We start from the raw sequence: 17072 nt of genomic DNA, 5'->3' as shown, positions 1-17072 counted from the left end.
GGATGGTATATATGAGAAACGCATCGTTTCGATACCTTTGGATTGGTCAGGCTTTTGCAAATCTAGGGGATATATTTTATGTAGTCGGGTTGATTTCATTATTATATACTTTGACGGGATCTGCCTTTTATTTGAGCTTGCTTCCGTTTACCACAACGATTTTTCGGTTTATCAGCAGTTTACTCTCCCCTATTGTCATCGACAGGTTTCCTTTAAAAAGAATCCTTGTACAATCTCAATGGTGGAAGTCCATTTTACTCGTTGGACTCGGAATCTTTATAACAAATTTCAATCATGGTTTTGCTGTTGCCGTCATTTGCTTCATTGCCTCCATTTCATTATTGGATGGAGTCGCTGCCCCGGTTAGCGCAGCTTTGGTTCCTCAATTAGTTCCAAAAGAAGAACGGATGAAAGCGAATGGTTTCTTGAATATGATCACCCAGACCATCTTTGTAGCAGGATGGCCACTAGGTTCCGTCTTATTGATAAGTACCAACAGCAGTTTCATTATTTGGCTTACAGTCATGCTTTTTGCCGTTTCAACGCTCTATACAAGGAGAATAGAAGTCTCGGAACGAGCGACGGACTCTGTTGTTCCGTCAAACTGGGCTTCGATTAAATCCGGATGGGTTTCGATTCAACAAATCCCAACTATCCGTACACTCATTTCCATTGATTTTATAACTACTTTGGCTTCAAGCGTGTGGGTGGCTGCCGTTATATATGTATATGTTGAACAGAACCTGCAACTGGGTGAGGAATGGTGGGGATATATTAACACAAGCTACTTTGTCGGCATGATATTCAGTGGATGGATCGTCATCCGTTTTACCAAGTTACTAGAAAAATATATAGGATTCTTCATCACTTTCGGGCTATTACTCAGTTCAATGCTAACCCTGCTTTTTGGAACTACCAGTATTCCTGCTTTGGCTTTGCTGCTGGCATGCCTGTATGGTCTCCCGGAACAAATCCGGGAAGTGATCTATGCCAAGCTATTCCAAGATTATGCTTCGGAAAAGACTCTTGCAAAAATTCATGCCGTTTGGGGAGCGGTCATCAATCTTACATTTGCCGTCTCTGTTTTACTATTGGGCTATATAACGGAAACATACAGTGTGAAAACAACATTCCAATTTTCTTCCACCCTGATATTCCTTGCCTTTCTTTATGCAATTATCAAAAAGAAAGACTTTCAGGGAAAACAACATGAGCATTCGATGCCAAATGGGTCATCAAATATTCCTAGATGATGCATGCATTCCATTCGGTTAACCGTTAAAGTAAAGGAGCCTTGGTTTTCCATGGCTCCTTTTTATTGGTTCATAGCAAGTCAAATGATATTGGCTCCTTTTAAATTCTTTTAGGTGTGATTGGCTTGGCCCTGATAAAAGATGCACAACCAAACAAGGGAAAATATAACGCTTCTAATCACCTCCTGACCCATTATTTAATAATCAAGATATTCGTTTCTATAAACGCCCAATTCTGAGGGAATTCTAAGCCAATCTGCCAATAAGTTGCACCTATCAGTTCATATGCATCAATCATTTCATATTTTGCGCTTATCGATCGAATATCTTCAAACCAAACCACATGATTCGTATTTTCTCTTTGATAAGCATAGGTAGGTGATGCCGCAGTCGTGTCAAAAGTTATTTCAGCGCCAGTTGCAATGGCAAGATTTTGGGCATTTTGAGCAGATAAAGCTTTCGTCTCGTGGCTTGGTACTATCCAATCGTATCCATACATAGGAAATGCCGACTGCAATTTAAATTCAGGTATATTCATCAAAGCATAACGAAGAACCTCGCCCATCCACCAAAGTGGGGAAATGGGTTCAGGCGGGCCAGTAGGATACCCATAATCTATGGTCATCACAGCAACAAGGTCGGCTGCCTCTCCGATCCCCCGATAATCATGGCCCCCTACAATTCGATTATCAGGATTATCCGCTGTTTTTGCATGTACGTTCACATGAAGGATCAGTTCATTCAACCCCTCCTTTAGTTCTTTTAAAAAAAGCACATAATCCGAACGCCGAGCAGGTGGAATGAATTCGATGTCCATACTGACGCCCCCATACCCTTTTTCCCTAACAAAATTCAGCATGCTATTGATTAAATTAGCTCTGTATACTGTACTAGCAAGGACATCACCCGCCAAATCAGCATCAAAATCACCATCTTGAAAGTTCCGGATCATCAGTAGGGGCGTCACCCCGGTTTGCTCGCATTTCGCGATTAGCGGGAGATCATCACCATCAACGTATGCATTTCCTTCCGTTGTAAACGAATAAGCTACAATGGCTAAATATGATAATTTATCACCATTCTCCTCAAGAGTTTCAAATACAGCTCCACCAGTTGTCGGAAAGGCAAAACCCAGTGTAATCAATTGATTTTTGTAAGGAGACGGAATCAAAATTTCCGTACCGACTTTAAGCGAGTTTGCAACGATTCCTGGATTGGCTTCCATAATTGCCATTGCACTCGTTCCAAAACGACTGCCGATATTAGTAAGGGTATCCTGACTTTTAATTAGATACCTTCGATTCACCGCTTTTTCATCAGGTATATACAATGCCAGGCCAGGAACCAAAGCTGTTGATTCCAAACCGTTGACTTCAATTAACCTCGATGGTTCAATATTATTTTTTCTGGCAATTTCCCAAAGGCTGTCACCTTTTTTCACAATAATGATTGTCATTCATAGCCCTCCAAACTCCCTCCAAAAAAGTTTATGTTATTCAGGTAATTGGATAGAACGAATTATCATATTTCCTTAATGATATCTTGATCTTTCATATAATAATTGATCACTTAAAAAAGAGGCTGTCCAAAAAGACAACCCCACGCTATTTTCGTTTCACATGCTTTTATTCATTAAAGTAAATTCTTAATATCATAGAACTTCCCATTCTCCAAATCTTCCGATTCAAGAAGCTGCAAAAGTTTATCCGCCACAAATTCGGGGCTTCTTAACATGCCCTTCTCTTTATATTGATGAAATTTGTTTCGATCGGAAAAGTCCCTTTCGTCTGCTGACCGGATTGTCCCTTGCATCTCCGTATCCATTACTCCAGGTGAAAAAGATATGAGAGACGTAGGGAAAGACTCTTTATCCTGCTCCACCCCTGCAACTCTTGTAAACATTTCTAGCCCCGCCTTAGTACTGCAATAGGCGGCCCAGCCATGATAAGGATTTTTAGCTGCACCTGATGATATGTTCACCATAACCTTCTTTCTGTTCCAGTCCTTTGTCCGTTTAATGAATTCATCAGCCAATATGATGGGTGCCATGAAATTCACCCGCATGCTTGTTTCCAAATTTACCATACCAAGTTTTCCTACCGGCTTTATTGGTTCAATAACGCCTGCATTATTAATGAAGTAAATGTCACTTGTATCATCGACAACTGCAAGCAACTCATTGACTAAGGAAGGTAACTTTTCAGTTTCATTCAAGTCCATCGAAATAAATGTAAGTTTCTTCCCAGATCGGTCAGCCAGCCGCTGCATTTCAGGATTGGCTGTACGGGAAACTAATATGCAATGATCACTCGTCTGCAAACACCCTTTGGCGATGGCAGCACCTAAACCTTTTGAAGCTCCTGTGATAATAAACGTTTTCACGGCTTTTCCCCCTTTTATCGATATAAACTATTGTATCAAAAGGGCGTTCCGAATGGTCACACCCCGTACCATGATTTAAAACAAAACTTGGTTATACTTTTAAAATTCTCTCTGGATTGAAGAAAATTTACGACACTCCTGCCGAATAACTGGCTAGACAAGACCCCACAGTCGCTTGCCTTGATGCGGCTAGGCTGACAGTCGGCTAAAAGGGAGCGGATTTCTGAAATCAAGCTCCGTACTTTTTTAAAAAATTGCAGGAAGCCTCAATTATTGAGTATGTAGACAAAAGAAGTTTCATCTTATTTAAAGCAACATTGATTGGAACGGAAGGTGCGAGACTCCTGCGGGAAAAGCGAGTCCTGGGGAGACCCCGCAGGCGCAAAGGCGCCGAGAAGGCTCCCGGACCGCCCGCGGAAAGCGAGTGCCTGGAGAGGAAATCAACGATTTTCAGGAAACTCAATTAATAACAATTTTGTCTACAACTAAAAGGGAGCGGATTTATGAAATCAAGCTCCGTAATTTTTAAAAAAACTGCAGGAAGCCTCAATTATTGAGTATGTAGACAAAAGAAGTTTCATCTTATTTAAAGCAAAGTTGATTGGAACGGAAGGTGCGAGACTCCTGCGGGAAAAGCGAGTCCTGGGGAGACCCCGCAGGCGCAAAGACGCCGAGAAGGCTCCCGGACCGCCCGCGGAAAGCGAGTGCCTGGAGAGGAAATCAACGATTTTTGGAAACTCAATTAATAACAATTTTGTCTACAACTAAAAGGGAGCGGATTTCTGAACAACTGGAACATTTCATACAGAAAAAAACTGCAGGCAAACTCCATTTCTCGAATTTGTCTACAGCCTGAGCAGACCATGTAGTAATGGTCCGTTTAAATTAAAAATTATAATATCGGTGATACCAGCCTTGCAATGGACTCTTTAAAACGAATCCACTTTGAACGCTTTTCAAATTCTTCAATTGTAAGCTGCCTGCATACTTCGACATCCTTATAAAAAATTCTTGTCAGTGTTTCGGCCATTCCTTCATCATAAATGAAGGCATTGACTTCAAAGTTCAATTTAAAACTACGGACATCAATGTTAGCTGTCCCCACCGAGGAGACCTCTTCGTCCACCACGATCATCTTCGCATGAATAAAACCGTTATCATAGATGTATATCTTAGCACCCGCTCTTAATAGCTGCCCTGCATTGAAAGTTGTTGCCCAATAAACGAAAAGGTGATCAGGTTTATTCGGAATCATGATTTTCACATCTAACCCTGATAAGCTGGCAATCCTGAGTGCATCCAATAAACTTGCATCCGGAATGAAGTAAGGCGTTTGAATGAGAATCGATTTTTTTGCTGAAGAAATTAATTTAATATAGCCATTTTTAATTTGTTCCCATTCAGAATCCGGCCCACTTGTCACTATTTGCAAATCTATATTTCCTTGAGGCTTTACAATAGGGAAATAATGAGGCTGATACGTTATATCGTGGTGTTTTGATGCCTGATTCCAATCCAAGATAAAACGGGTTTGAATGGCTTTGACAGCCGACCCCTTTATTCGAAGGTGTGTATCACGCCAAAAACCAAATTTTGGATTAAGCCCTAAATACTCATCTCCAACATTAAAGCCTCCAACATACCCAATTTTTCCATCTATGATGACGAGCTTTCGGTGGTTACGGAAATTCAGTCGTAAGTTTATGAATTTTAATTTGGATGGAAAGAATGCCTCCACTCGTCCTCCAGCCTGCCTAAATTCTCTGAAGAAACGTTTAGTCATCCCTCTAGAACCCAGCTCGTCATAAAGCAGCCTAACTTTGACGCCTTCATTCGCTTTTTTAGTCAAAGCTTCAATGAATCGTTTACCCAGGCCGTCTCTTTGAATGATGTAATATTGTATATGTATATGGTTTTCGGCCGCTTCTATATCTTTAAAAAGCTGGTCAAACTTATTTTTCCCTTCCGTAAAAATATCGACTTCATTATCTTCAGTAAGAACGGCATCATTGTTCCGGAGATGCATATAAATCAAATCACGATAATTACTCGAAGAAACATTTCGAAAAGGAAAATGATTCGTTGAAAGCTCTTCCATCTGTTTATCAATGATTTCTTCGATCCCGATCTTCTTCTTATCCTCCCATTGGAATAAGTGTGCGTGCCTTAAACTTGTTCCAAAAAGGAGATATAAAATAAAACCGACTACAGGCAAAAAATATAAAACCAATAACCAAGCCCAGGTCGTGCTCGCTTCCCTTCTTTCAAAAAATATGACAATCGTGGCAAATAAAATATTTAGAATGATGACGAGGCCGAGCAAAACCGATGTAACATGCGTAAATTCCATAGCATACCCTCACTCAATTTTTATCCCTTTAAGGATACCATGCAAATTCTTTATATCAAAGGATTTGCTTATTAGAAATGAAAACAGAGAATTCACAAAAATGGACCTCTTCATGTAGAGGCCCATTAAAAAAATACATCCACCCCGGACACTGAATTTTCTCAGATTGGCCAGGTTGTCTAATAATCTTTGTCTTAAAAATTCCAGTTAACAATCATATAATTGCTTACCGGCTTTTCACTAATAAATTCACAGCTTCTTTCACTAGCTCTTCGGGATTCTTTTCTCCTGATTCATTTGCCTCACGGACGCATTCCACAAGATTGGAACTTACTATTACCCCAATTGTCCTATCGATTGCAGATCTAGTGGCAGATAACTGTGTTACTACATCTCTGCAATCTTTGTTTTCCTCCATCATCTTCAATATCCCACGAAGCTGTCCTTCAATTCGCTTCACTCTATTTTTAACCTGCTTATCATACTCCATGTGAGGCCTCCTACCCTGCCTATTACTTATGAATCCTATCCTGACATCCATTATAAAACCCATTCAGTTGAACAAAGGCTTTATAAAGAATATTACAATTTATAATACATACCAATAAGGTATAATTGTCAAGTGCCATTATCCAATAATGACAGCTCCAATATGTAATTTCTATTTTTGTACAAGGAGACTTTGTGCAACTGCCTCAGAAAACTCGATCGTCATTTGGGGAACGTAGGTTTTTAACAAAGCATTAACGATTGGGGCTTTGGTACCTTTTGCCGTAATCGCCAGGCAGCCAGTCATTTTAGTCTGTCCAATTCCGCACTGTTCCGCTAAAAAATAGCCATGCCCATCAAATTTTTCATTTATTCCCTTAAGATTAAATGTTACCTTATCAGGTTCAATCCATTCCAATATATTCACTTCAAGTTTAATTTTCTTCTTCATTAATCCCAAATCGCTTTTAAACTCCCAAATAAGCGTCTCCTCATTTATCATCTCATGATTGATATATCCTGGGACAAGAGGTGCCCAGCGATCTATACTACTTACAAATCCCCATACTGTTTTTATTGAAACAGGTAAAATGATACTATGCACACCTTCTGACAAAGCAAATCCCCCTTATTCATTCTACTTACATCTTTTTAATGTATGGCTGAACAATATTGAATAGAACGGATTAGTTTCTTAAATAACATTCTCCCGGCGGTAGCAAAGAATCGCCCCTCTGCAATAAAGGGACGATCCTTTTTTGACTTATTAATCTGACGCAAATTCAACCGTATACATATTTAATCTTGGATCTGGGTTAATCCAGGCGCTTTCAAATACGTAGACCACTTTATAGTTTGCGTAATCGGTATAAGTGACATAGAACATCCCTTCTTGCTCCACTTCACTTACAGGTTCACCGACCAATTCCTTCAGCATGGATAAATGGATGGTTTGCAATTGCGGATCAAAATCATCAATGGCGGTAATCGTCTTTCTGCCTGTTGAACCGTCATAGAGGAATCGAACATTATGGCTCCAATAATTGGCTGCAACGGTACTTAAATCTTCCGGTGCACCCCAGGCTTTTTCCACTTTTTTCAACGAATCACCTACAGAAAATGGTCCACTGCTAATGGATTGATGGGATTCGTAGGCTAAACCCATGATCTGTCTAATCAAAAGGTCTGGCGTGGATTGCGATGATATTGAATCTGATGAAGCAAATGCAGCCTGCCCACTAAACATGAGAAATGCGACCATTAGAAATGTAGCGCTTCGGATAAAACGATTACCTTGTTTCAAAGTTATCCTCCTTTTCCACCTGGAAATGACTGATTATACTATATTGAAAATCTTAATAAAAATGAAAAATTGCATATGTCATTTCATTTATTTTACCCTTACCATTTATATTCATCGGAACTTTGGACACATACCCTTCGTTCAAAAAAATCTTTAAATGGAAGATTAAAACCGATTAAGCCATTCAAGTGAGCCACATTTTTTATATAAATCTCCTGAGCTCAAACTTCCTCATCTCCCTTAGATAATCTATGGGAGATGAGGATTTATGGAATGCTAAACCCATACAAGATTAGACCAACGGTAAAATATCGGAATATTCAGTTTTTGATTACCACAAGCAGTTGACGAACTGTCGGGTAACTTTTCAGAGGTATATAAATTAATGACTATGCCTTAAAACCAACGGTCCTAAAGGCATAGTCATTACATCAAGAATAAGATAGATTAATGCTTTCTACTAATATACTGGTTATTGCCGATCAAAAAGAGACGCTCCCGCTATGCCGGGCTTTGTCATTTCATAAGGATTCAGAATCAGATCCAACTCTTCCTCTGTCAGTACATCATATTGTAAACATAGTTCGCGAACTGATTTGCCTTTTAATATCGCTTCACGCGCAATACGTGAAACCACTTCGTATCCAAGGTGCGGGTTGACTGCTGTAATCACTCCAACACTTTGTTCGACATAATCTTTTAAATGTTGCTCATTTGCTTCAATGCCTTCTAAACAATAATCTGTAAAGACATTGAAAGCATTGTTCATAATGCTGATTGACTGCAATAAGTTGAATACAAGCACTGGCTCCATTACATTCAACTCCAGTTGTCCTGCTTCTGATGCTAAGCAAATCGTATTATCGTTCCCGATCACTTGGAAAGCTACTTGGTTAATCAATTCTGGCATTACTGGATTTACTTTTCCTGGCATGATGGATGAACCTGGTTGACGAGCTGGAAGTGTGATTTCCCCTAATCCCGCTCTTGGTCCTGAAGCCATTAAACGTAAATCATTAGCAATTTTAGACATATTCATCATACATACTTTCAATGAAGCTGACACTTCAGTATAAGCATCCGTATTTTGAGTTGCATCCACTAAATGTTCTGCTCCTACAAGCGGCAAGTTACTGATCTCAGCTAAATATGTAACAACATTTTCAATGTAACGCGGATCTGCGTTCAATCCCGTTCCCACTGCTGTTGCTCCCATATTCACTTCATATAAATGTTGACGTGATTGACTGATTCGTTTTATATCGCGATCCAAAACACGACTGTAAGCCTCAAATTCTTGACCAAGGCGAATTGGCACTGCGTCCTGAAGATGTGTGCGTCCCATTTTGATAACATGATCAAATTGTTTTGCTTTATTCTTTAAGACCGTACTCATCTTATTCATTGTTTGCAACAATTGCTCTAAAAGTCGTAGTGTTGATAAATGAATGGCAGTAGGGAATACGTCATTGGTTGATTGCGACATGTTAACATGGCTATTTGGACTAACATGTACATAATCACCTTTATTGTGTCCCATAAGTTCTAACGCACGGTTGGCAACGATTTCATTAATGTTCATATTCATCGATGTCCCCGCGCCTCCTTGAATTGGGTCAACGATGAAATATTCATGCCACTTTCCATCAATCACTTCTTCAGAAGCCTTGACGATAGCGCTTCCAATACCATCATATAACCGTTTGGTATCCATATTTGCTAAAGCGGCTGCTTTTTTAATCATCGCTAGTGCACGTATCATTTCTTCATTGACTTTGTAACCGGTAATCGGAAAATTCTCTACAGCGCGTAGAGTTTGAATTCCATAATAAACATCTGCCGGAATTTCCTTTTCCCCAAGAAAGTCTTTCTCGATACGGTATGTTCTCTCTTCAATCAACATTTCCTCTTGCCCCTTTGTTTGTTCTAGAATGTGATGTCCTCTGCAATCGGTGTTTCCATCATTTCCTTCACTTTTTTAGGATCCCGTGTCTTGGCTAAAATCCACATCAACTTAGGAATGATGGCTTCTGTATTCATATTTCTGGAACGAATGATGACATTCTTGTTCACTTTTCGTCCCACTTCGTAAATATCCATATCTTCCCCTTCTTCTAAACATTGGGTAGTAATGACTACGGATATTCCACATTGTACTAACTCGTTCAATTTTTCTAAAATATTTCTTCCTTGAAAAGGAATACCACCGCTTCCATAACTTTCAATTACGATTCCCCGACATTGATTTTTCAGGAAATCAAAGAATTCAGGCTTAATACCGGGATGCAACTTAACCAAAGCAACATCTGTACATAGGGAAGCATCTAACTTAGCTTCCTTATTCTTTGGTGGATGAACTGGCTTTAGATACTCAATTTTATCTTTGAATATGGTAGCAATATAAGGATAGTTAATACTTTCAAACGAATCATAGCTTTTCGTTCTCAATTTAATGGCCCTCGTTCCCTGGATGACTCTACCATCAAAAACAACATATACTCCTCCAATATCTTCACACGCAAACCGGATCGCATCAGAGATATTTCTTTTGGCATCTGTCTTTTTAAAGGCAATTGGTATCTGAGAACCTGTAATGACGATTGGTTTCCCTAAATCTTGTAACATATATGAGAGCGCAGCTGAAGTGTAAGCCATTGTATCTGTTCCATGGGTAATCACAAAGCCATCGTAATCATGGTAGTGTTCATGGATGGATTGTGCCATTTCTGACCAATCTTCCGGCTGCATATTTGTACTATCAATATTCATCAAAGGCTTACTATCAATCTTGCATAGTAAATCCAATCCCGGTAGGTGACCTAAAATTTCGTCAGCTCTCATCTCTGGAACTAGTCCATTTTTTCCTTCTAACGATGCAATTGTACCACCTGTAGTAATCAACATCAACTTCTTGATTTTCGACTTCAACTTCTCCATTATACTACCCCCTATATTGCCTCCCTGTTTCACAATCATTCTTATCATTTCAGAAAAGGATGTTTCACTGCAAATGTACATGTTACGCGTACACCACATGTTATTATAGTCATGTTTCATATTGAAATCAAGCTAAAATTATTCATTACGCGTACACTTATTCCAAATTGATGTTATAATGGATTTATATAAAAGGAGAGTAATAAGAATGATGATTTTAAATAGATTGACTACATTAAGGAAGGCCAAAAGATGGTCTTTGCAATATACCGCTGACAGACTCGGAATCGCCAAGAGTACCTATGCAGGTTATGAATCGGGCCACCGCCGCCCTTCATTAGAAACGATTAATTTATTGGCAAGCCTATATGATACATCCACTGATTACATTCTAGGCCGAATAGATCATCCAGCTAAAGATATTACCACAGAATCACAAGTCATGGAATTAACGGATTTACCAAATATGAAGCTAGCCGTTGATGGAATCTCTCTATCTGAAGAGGAGACGATTCAATTTGTCGCTTTTATTAGAGCAAAACGAGAAGTGGAATTAAATCGCGATAAACAAAATGAAACATAGCAGAAATTGGCATTGGACTTGTATATGGGGAACGAACCGTACTAGGTTCTTATAATATTCACGATGTACTTGGCAAGATTTAAACCTAAAGCTGTAAAAATTCCAGGGTTTTAACCAGTTAGGATAAGTCGGTTCTGATTAATTAAGTTCGCCCTTTTTAGACGTTACCCTTAATTAATTTCTGAATGACAATGCAGACAGATTTTACTCACTAACCCGACTTAGTGACTTCAAACTAATGATCCCCCGAACTGAGAAATTTAAGTTTTAATTATTTATATAGAAGAAAGTCGGCTTATTATTTAGCTTACATCCTTTTCAACAAGGTATGATAGATATCTGTTTCCCTCTTGATTTATTAGTAATGAAAGAAAAACCATAGCTAAAGCTCATGGTTTTTCCCCCCGCATGAAATATCAATATATTAAGGCATCTCGTCTTCTTTTTCCCGATTTTTAAAAGCTTCATGTGTGACAATATCTTCGATTTGTTCATACTGCCGGCTGTGTTCCTTCTCTTCGCTAATTCTATTATTAGGTAAATTTCCAGGATGGCCTTTTTCTTTGTGATTAAAATTTTTACCACGGCTCATACTCATTTCTCTCCTTTCTATTCATTGTTTGTTTAGTTTTCCCAAGCACACAAATAATATGATTTAATTTCTCCTATAACTGTTTTTGGAGCGGTTTCTTTTTAGCCTAAGAAATAGTAGTCAGATAACTCGAATTTGGATAATGAGTTCAAAAAGAACAGGAACCGCCTGATTATGACGCTTCCTGTTCCTTTTTATGGTCTATATACTACTTTCATTCCTTATAACAGTTTATAACAGATCAAGGGCTAGGAGGATACCACCACGGAAGGTCGCCACTTTCTTGAAATATCTTCAATATGATGTGGTGCCGTTCTGCAGCACCCTCCAATTAAACGCGCCCCTGCATGGTGCCATTCTTCAGATTTCAGGTCGAGCCTGTTACATGATTCTTGACCATGCCATGTTTTAGTTTCTGGATTATATGTTTCACCTGAATTCGGATAAACAATGATTGGTTTATCCGTGTTTGCACGCAACACTTGGATGGCTTCCGTGATACATGATACTGGCGTACAGTTGATGCCGATTGCTGCAATTTGCTCACTGTCCCCAAACAATCTTGTACACTCCTCGAGTAATGTGCCGTCACTTATCGCTTTTTCATTTTTCAATGAAAAGGATATCCAAGCATACACTTCTGGATAATCCTTCAATAACGAATATAATACTTTTGCTTCTTGCAGGGAAGGAATCGTTTCAAATGCTAAAAGGTCAGCTCCTGCTTCAATCAACGCTGATATTCGTGAGCGATGAAATGCAGTTAAAGTTTCATCCGATACACCATAGTTTCCTACATACTCTGAACCATCTGCAAGATAAGCCCCATAAGGGCCAACAGATGCAGCAACCAATGGCTTAGGCCTAAGCATTTGATTTTCTTCCTTCCAAAAATTATCTCTTGCTTTTCTTGCGAGTAAAACCGTTTTACGGATTAGCTCCAAAGCCTCTTTTTCTTGTATTCCACGGAGGGCGAAACCTTCAACAGTGGCTTGGTAGCTAGCAGTAATCGCACAGTCCGCTCCAGCACGAAAGTAGTCAGAATGCACTTGATAAATCACTTCTGGATTTTCAAGTAATACACGTGCAGACCAGAGCGGGTCGTCCAAATCACATCCATGCCTCTCTAGCTCTGTAGCTAAAGCTCCGTCCAAAATCATGACTGAATGATCTCGTAAAATAGCGTCAATTGGGTTAGTTTTATTGTTCATGATCTACTCCTCTTTTCTTTATGGTTTTTGTCACATAATAACTTCCATAGCAAAACAAAATAAATGGAATGCCACAATATAGTGCAATTCGTTGTGTAGGATCAAATGCAATTCCTATGCAAGAAGCCAGGCATAGCATAAAAGAAACGATTGGCACGAGTGGATAAAATGGCGTTCGATAAGCCAAGTCATTTACTGAATTTCCTTCGTTTATATATCTTCTGCGAAATAGAAACTGTGACACGCTAATACTCATCCAAACTACCACCACGGCTAGTCCAGAAATGGATACGAGCACTATGTAAACAGTATCCGGTGCAATAATACTCGAGAACAGGGCTAAGCAGCCGCCCAACATACTGAAAAGGACTGCATTTATCGGAACTCCCCGTTTTGTCAATTTTGCAAATATTGGTGATATAGTTTCCTTATCTGCAAGTGACCAAAGCATTCTGGATGATGCATACAGTCCCGAGTTTGCAGCAGACAAAATGGCAGTTAATATGACAAAGTTCATAATATCCGCTGCATACGGCACACCAATTCGTTCAAGAACTGCCACAAAGGGGCTTTCTAATACGCCGGCATCCGAAATAGGCAATAATGCGGATAATACAACGATGGTTCCTACAAAAAAGATAATCAATCTCCATAATGTCATACGTATTGCCTTTGGTATCGTTTTTTCTGGATTCACAGTTTCTCCAGCTGCAATTCCGATTAATTCAGTTCCAGAGAATGCGAAATTCACCGCAAGCATCGTCATTAGAATGGCAAAAGCACCATTCGGAAATAAACCTTCACTTGTAAAATTGGAGAATAACGGAGCGGATTGTGAATGAATTATTGGAATAAAACCCAGCATTGCCGCTGCTCCCAAAATAATAAAAATCACAATGGCAAATACCTTTATAGACGCAAACCAGAATTCGGATTCAGCGAAAAATTTAACGGTCCACGCATTTAATGCCAAGACCAAAATGGCAAATAGCGCACTCCATATCCAGACATTGATTGATGGAAACCATCTCTGCATCAACAATCCTGCAGCCGTGAATTCCGAACCTAGTGCAACAGTCCAAGTTAGCCAATACAACCAGGCTACTGTATACCCTGTCCCAGGACCTATGTATTTAGCTGAGTAGCTATGAAACGCACCTGTCTCGGGCATATGTACTGCCAGTTCACCTAGACATAGCATGACTAGATAAACCACTAATGCCCCAATCAGATACGAAAGGATGGTGCCGAATGGGCCAGCCTGTTGAATCGTATAACCCGAACTTAAGAATAAACCTGTTCCAATCACCCCGCCAAGCGATAGCATTATTATATGCCGTGCCTGCATTTCCCTTTGAAAATCATGCTTCCTTTTGTTCTCCATGCTTACTCTCCTTTATCTTGCATCCAGAAAAAACGAAAACGCACTCTAAAAAAGAGTGCGTTACTGACAAATAAACACGTACGGTCTTATCTATCAAGGTTTCACCCCCTGGAATTAGCACAGTGTCATTGCAGACCTGTTGCTGAGGTTTCATAGGGCCAGTCCCTCCACCTCTCTGGATAAGAAATTATTTTTTTATAACTTTATCAATCTATGAAAAAATTGTCAAGTTTTGTTTCGGTTTGTAAAGAATTCCTTTAAAGTCCAAACGAACATCGCACCTTTGGCATAGATATGAACTGTTTTTGGAACAGTCGCTTACAGTATTAGATGCAGATAATGCTAACCGAAAAAAAATGACGACACCTTAAAAGGTGACGCCATTTTTCTTTCATATTCCTTAAGGTCGTTCTATGTCAAATAATTCCCCTAGTTTTGTATAAGTATGACCCGCTAATCTTGCTACAGGTTTTAGCCCATTCTGGTCAATTCGGCCATTATGGTAAATCTCCTGCTCTATATGATAGCAGACTATTTTCCCGATCAATAAATCACAACCAGGTTTATTCTTCGAACCTGCCAACGGTATCGCATGCTCCAATGTGCATTCAAAGCGTACCTTCGCTTCTTGCAATCCTGGTACCGACACCTTATCACTAACAGCCTGTGTGAAATTGGTAAGACCCAGTTCACTTTCGTCAGACGGGAGTTCCTTGGCCGTTCGATTTGCATCAGCAACATTATCTTCATCAGTGATATGAACTACGAATTCACCTGTTTGAATTGCATTTCGGGCCGTGTCCTTCGAAACTCCTTCTTTCCGTTGAACTGAAATGGAAATCATCGGAGGATTGGAACTGACTATGTTAAAAAAACTGAACGGAGCTATATTGATTGTACCGGTTTCGGACTGTGTCGTAACCAGGGCTATTGGTCTTGGTATGATGCTTCCAGTCAAAAACTTATAATTTTCCCGTTCAGTAAGGCTTTCAGGATTAACTGAAATCATCTTCATCCCTCTCATTCTTATAAAAAGTTCTTTTGAAACCATGAACTTGCTGCATCAACCTCTGAACGTGTTAACTGATGACCGTAGTGTTCCCAGTGAACATCCACCGCAGCACCAGCTTGCAGTAAAATTTGATTAAGTTCATCAGTTTCTGCGGCCGGGCAAATCGGATCGTTTTTACCTGCAGCGATGAATACAGGTATATCCGAAAGGGACGGCAAAGCAATGCCGCGTCTAGGCACCATTGGATGATGAAGAATCGCTCCTTTTAATGCCCCTTCGAAATGGAACATTAAACTTGCTGCTATGTTTGCACCATTAGAATAACCTAATGCCACCACTCTGTCACGATCGAAGTCATATTGTCCGGACGCTGATTCCAAGAAGTCATAAAGCTCCTTCGTACGGAAAATCAAATCTTCTTCATCAAAAACTCCTTCAGCCAGCCGGCGGAAATAACGGGGCATTCCGTTTTCGAGTACATTTCCCCGTACGCTGAGTACGGATGATCCCGGTGAAACCATTTCCGATAATGGCAAAAGATCCGTTTCCGTTCCGCCAGTGCCATGTAAAAGTAAAAGCAACGGTGCATCTGGATTACTTCCTTTTTGAAAAATATGCTTCATCATTTATCCTCCTCTAGTACCCTCGGCACTGCCGGCAGTAACGTTTTCTCCATGATCTCCCTTTTTTCTTCAAGCCATGGCGGCAGCATTAATTTACTTCCCATCGTTTCCTTCGTTTCATCATTAGCAAATCCAGGTGGATCTGTGGCAACTTCAAAGAGTATGCCTCCATCTTCCCTGAAATAAATGGCATCAAAGTATTGGCGGTCTTTAAAGGGAGTCACGGCATAGCCATGCTTTGCGATATGCTCCCTCCATTCTTTATGATCTTCATTGTCGCTTGCACGCCATGCAAGATGATGGACAGTTCCCACTCCGATTTTCCCATTAGGCAAAACCGTTTTTTTAACATCTATCAAATTTCCGATGTCCGATGTGGATTTGAAGCGGATGAAATCGCCCTCTTCCCCCATCTTTTGCAAACCCAGCACTTCCTCTAATAGTTCCATCGTTTTGATCGGTTTCGAAGTCAATAATACAGCACCGCCGAATCCCTTGACCGCCTTGTCAGCTGGTATACCGCCGAATGACCACTCGCTATTTTTACCCTCTTTACGCTCAACCAGTTCAAGTTGCAATCCATGTGGGTCCTGAAAGCCTAGATATTCCTCGCCAAAACGGGAAATCTTTTCAAAGTCTATGTTAAATTTACCCAAACGCGTTTCCCAGAAGCCCATTGATCCTTCCGGAACGGCATATGTTGTAATCCCCACTTGTCCGGAGCCAATTGTCCCTCGGTATGCCCCAGGCCAAGGAAAGAAAGTGATGATAGTGCCCGGTGAACCTGATTCATCCCCGAAGTATAAATGATAGGTGCCTGGATCATCAAAATTAACGGTTTTCTTAACCATACGCATCCCCAACACTCCAGCATAAAAATCCACATTCTCTTGAGGATTGCCTACAATTGCGGTTATATGATGTATTCCTGCATTTTGCTTTTGCATGCCGAT

General features: G+C 40.1%; 16 protein-coding genes and 1 riboswitch. Of the genes, 2 read left to right on the top strand and 14 right to left on the bottom strand.

The window, feature by feature from the left end:
- Positions 1 to 11: 11 nt before the first annotated feature.
- Complete coding sequence (locus MPH60_RS08700) at positions 12 to 1253, top strand: MFS transporter (protein ID WP_241590948.1); 1242 nt, start codon at positions 12 to 14, stop codon at positions 1251 to 1253.
- A gap of 193 nt (positions 1254 to 1446) precedes the next feature.
- Here the strand turns inward: MPH60_RS08700 and MPH60_RS08695 are convergent, their stop codons facing one another.
- The 8 genes from MPH60_RS08695 to MPH60_RS08660 all read right to left on the bottom strand — a co-directional run bounded on the left by MPH60_RS08695 (position 1447) and on the right by MPH60_RS08660 (position 10693).
- A complete protein-coding gene (locus MPH60_RS08695; protein ID WP_241590950.1) occupies positions 1447 to 2709 on the bottom strand; it encodes a glycosyl hydrolase family 18 protein in 1263 nt (420 codons plus the stop codon).
- A gap of 176 nt (positions 2710 to 2885) precedes the next feature.
- Positions 2886 to 3635, bottom strand: coding sequence for a (S)-benzoin forming benzil reductase (locus MPH60_RS08690; RefSeq protein ID WP_241590952.1), 750 nt, complete (start codon positions 3633 to 3635; stop codon positions 2886 to 2888).
- Positions 3636 to 4527: 892 nt separating this feature from the next.
- Entirely contained in the window at positions 4528 to 5985 is a 1458-nt protein-coding gene (gene cls, locus MPH60_RS08685; protein WP_241590954.1) for a cardiolipin synthase, read from the bottom strand.
- A gap of 226 nt (positions 5986 to 6211) precedes the next feature.
- Positions 6212 to 6475: a metal-sensitive transcriptional regulator gene (locus MPH60_RS08680; RefSeq protein ID WP_054395644.1), complete on the bottom strand. Its 264-nt coding sequence runs from the start codon at positions 6473 to 6475 to the stop codon at positions 6212 to 6214.
- A gap of 171 nt (positions 6476 to 6646) precedes the next feature.
- Positions 6647 to 7090 (bottom strand): CoxG family protein, encoded by a 444-nt coding sequence (locus tag MPH60_RS08675; protein ID WP_241590956.1) that lies wholly within the window; start codon positions 7088 to 7090, stop codon positions 6647 to 6649.
- A gap of 150 nt (positions 7091 to 7240) precedes the next feature.
- The gene (locus MPH60_RS08670; protein ID WP_241590958.1) at positions 7241 to 7777 is read right to left on the bottom strand and encodes a DUF4309 domain-containing protein; all 537 of its coding nucleotides are present in this window, start codon (positions 7775 to 7777) and stop codon (positions 7241 to 7243) included.
- Between the two features lie 472 nt (positions 7778 to 8249).
- Positions 8250 to 9680: an aspartate ammonia-lyase gene (gene aspA / locus MPH60_RS08665; RefSeq protein ID WP_241590960.1), complete on the bottom strand. Its 1431-nt coding sequence runs from the start codon at positions 9678 to 9680 to the stop codon at positions 8250 to 8252.
- A 23-nt stretch (positions 9681 to 9703) separates the two neighbouring features.
- Complete coding sequence (locus MPH60_RS08660) at positions 9704 to 10693, bottom strand: asparaginase (RefSeq protein ID WP_241591053.1); 990 nt, start codon at positions 10691 to 10693, stop codon at positions 9704 to 9706.
- A gap of 232 nt (positions 10694 to 10925) precedes the next feature.
- Here MPH60_RS08660 and MPH60_RS08655 point away from each other — a divergent pair, with 232 nt between their 5' ends.
- Positions 10926 to 11297: a helix-turn-helix domain-containing protein gene (locus tag MPH60_RS08655; RefSeq protein WP_241591055.1), complete on the top strand. Its 372-nt coding sequence runs from the start codon at positions 10926 to 10928 to the stop codon at positions 11295 to 11297.
- A gap of 424 nt (positions 11298 to 11721) precedes the next feature.
- On the opposite strand, the gene MPH60_RS08650 is transcribed toward MPH60_RS08655, so the two are convergent.
- From MPH60_RS08650 to MPH60_RS08625, 6 genes are all read right to left on the bottom strand, one after another.
- The gene (locus MPH60_RS08650; RefSeq protein ID WP_162878727.1) at positions 11722 to 11889 is read right to left on the bottom strand and encodes a hypothetical protein; all 168 of its coding nucleotides are present in this window, start codon (positions 11887 to 11889) and stop codon (positions 11722 to 11724) included.
- 248 nt (positions 11890 to 12137) lie between these two features.
- Positions 12138 to 13100, bottom strand: a complete 963-nt coding sequence (gene mmuM / locus MPH60_RS08645) for a homocysteine S-methyltransferase (RefSeq protein ID WP_241590961.1) — start codon at positions 13098 to 13100, stop codon at positions 12138 to 12140.
- A complete protein-coding gene (gene mmuP / locus MPH60_RS08640) occupies positions 13090 to 14484 on the bottom strand; it encodes an S-methylmethionine permease (protein WP_241590963.1) in 1395 nt (464 codons plus the stop codon). Before mmuP ends, mmuM begins: the two co-directional genes overlap by 11 nt.
- A gap of 83 nt (positions 14485 to 14567) precedes the next feature.
- Positions 14568 to 14670: riboswitch (SAM riboswitch) on the bottom strand.
- Between the two features lie 214 nt (positions 14671 to 14884).
- On the bottom strand, positions 14885 to 15493 hold the full coding sequence (locus MPH60_RS08635) for a flavin reductase family protein (protein ID WP_241590965.1): 609 nt from the start codon (positions 15491 to 15493) through the stop codon (positions 14885 to 14887).
- Between the two features lie 17 nt (positions 15494 to 15510).
- Positions 15511 to 16119: an alpha/beta hydrolase gene (locus MPH60_RS08630; protein WP_241590967.1), complete on the bottom strand. Its 609-nt coding sequence runs from the start codon at positions 16117 to 16119 to the stop codon at positions 15511 to 15513.
- The gene (locus MPH60_RS08625; protein WP_241590969.1) at positions 16119 to 17066 is read right to left on the bottom strand and encodes a ring-cleaving dioxygenase; all 948 of its coding nucleotides are present in this window, start codon (positions 17064 to 17066) and stop codon (positions 16119 to 16121) included. The genes MPH60_RS08630 and MPH60_RS08625 overlap by 1 nt, the downstream gene beginning before the upstream one ends.
- Positions 17067 to 17072 lie beyond the last annotated feature (6 nt).

The sequence above is a fragment of the Peribacillus sp. Aquil_B1 genome (assembly GCF_022603275.1).
Classification (GTDB): Bacteria; Bacillota; Bacilli; order Bacillales; family DSM-1321; genus Peribacillus.
The sequence above is the reverse complement of the archived record's forward strand: the minus strand, read 5'-3'. Positions and strand labels throughout refer to the sequence as shown.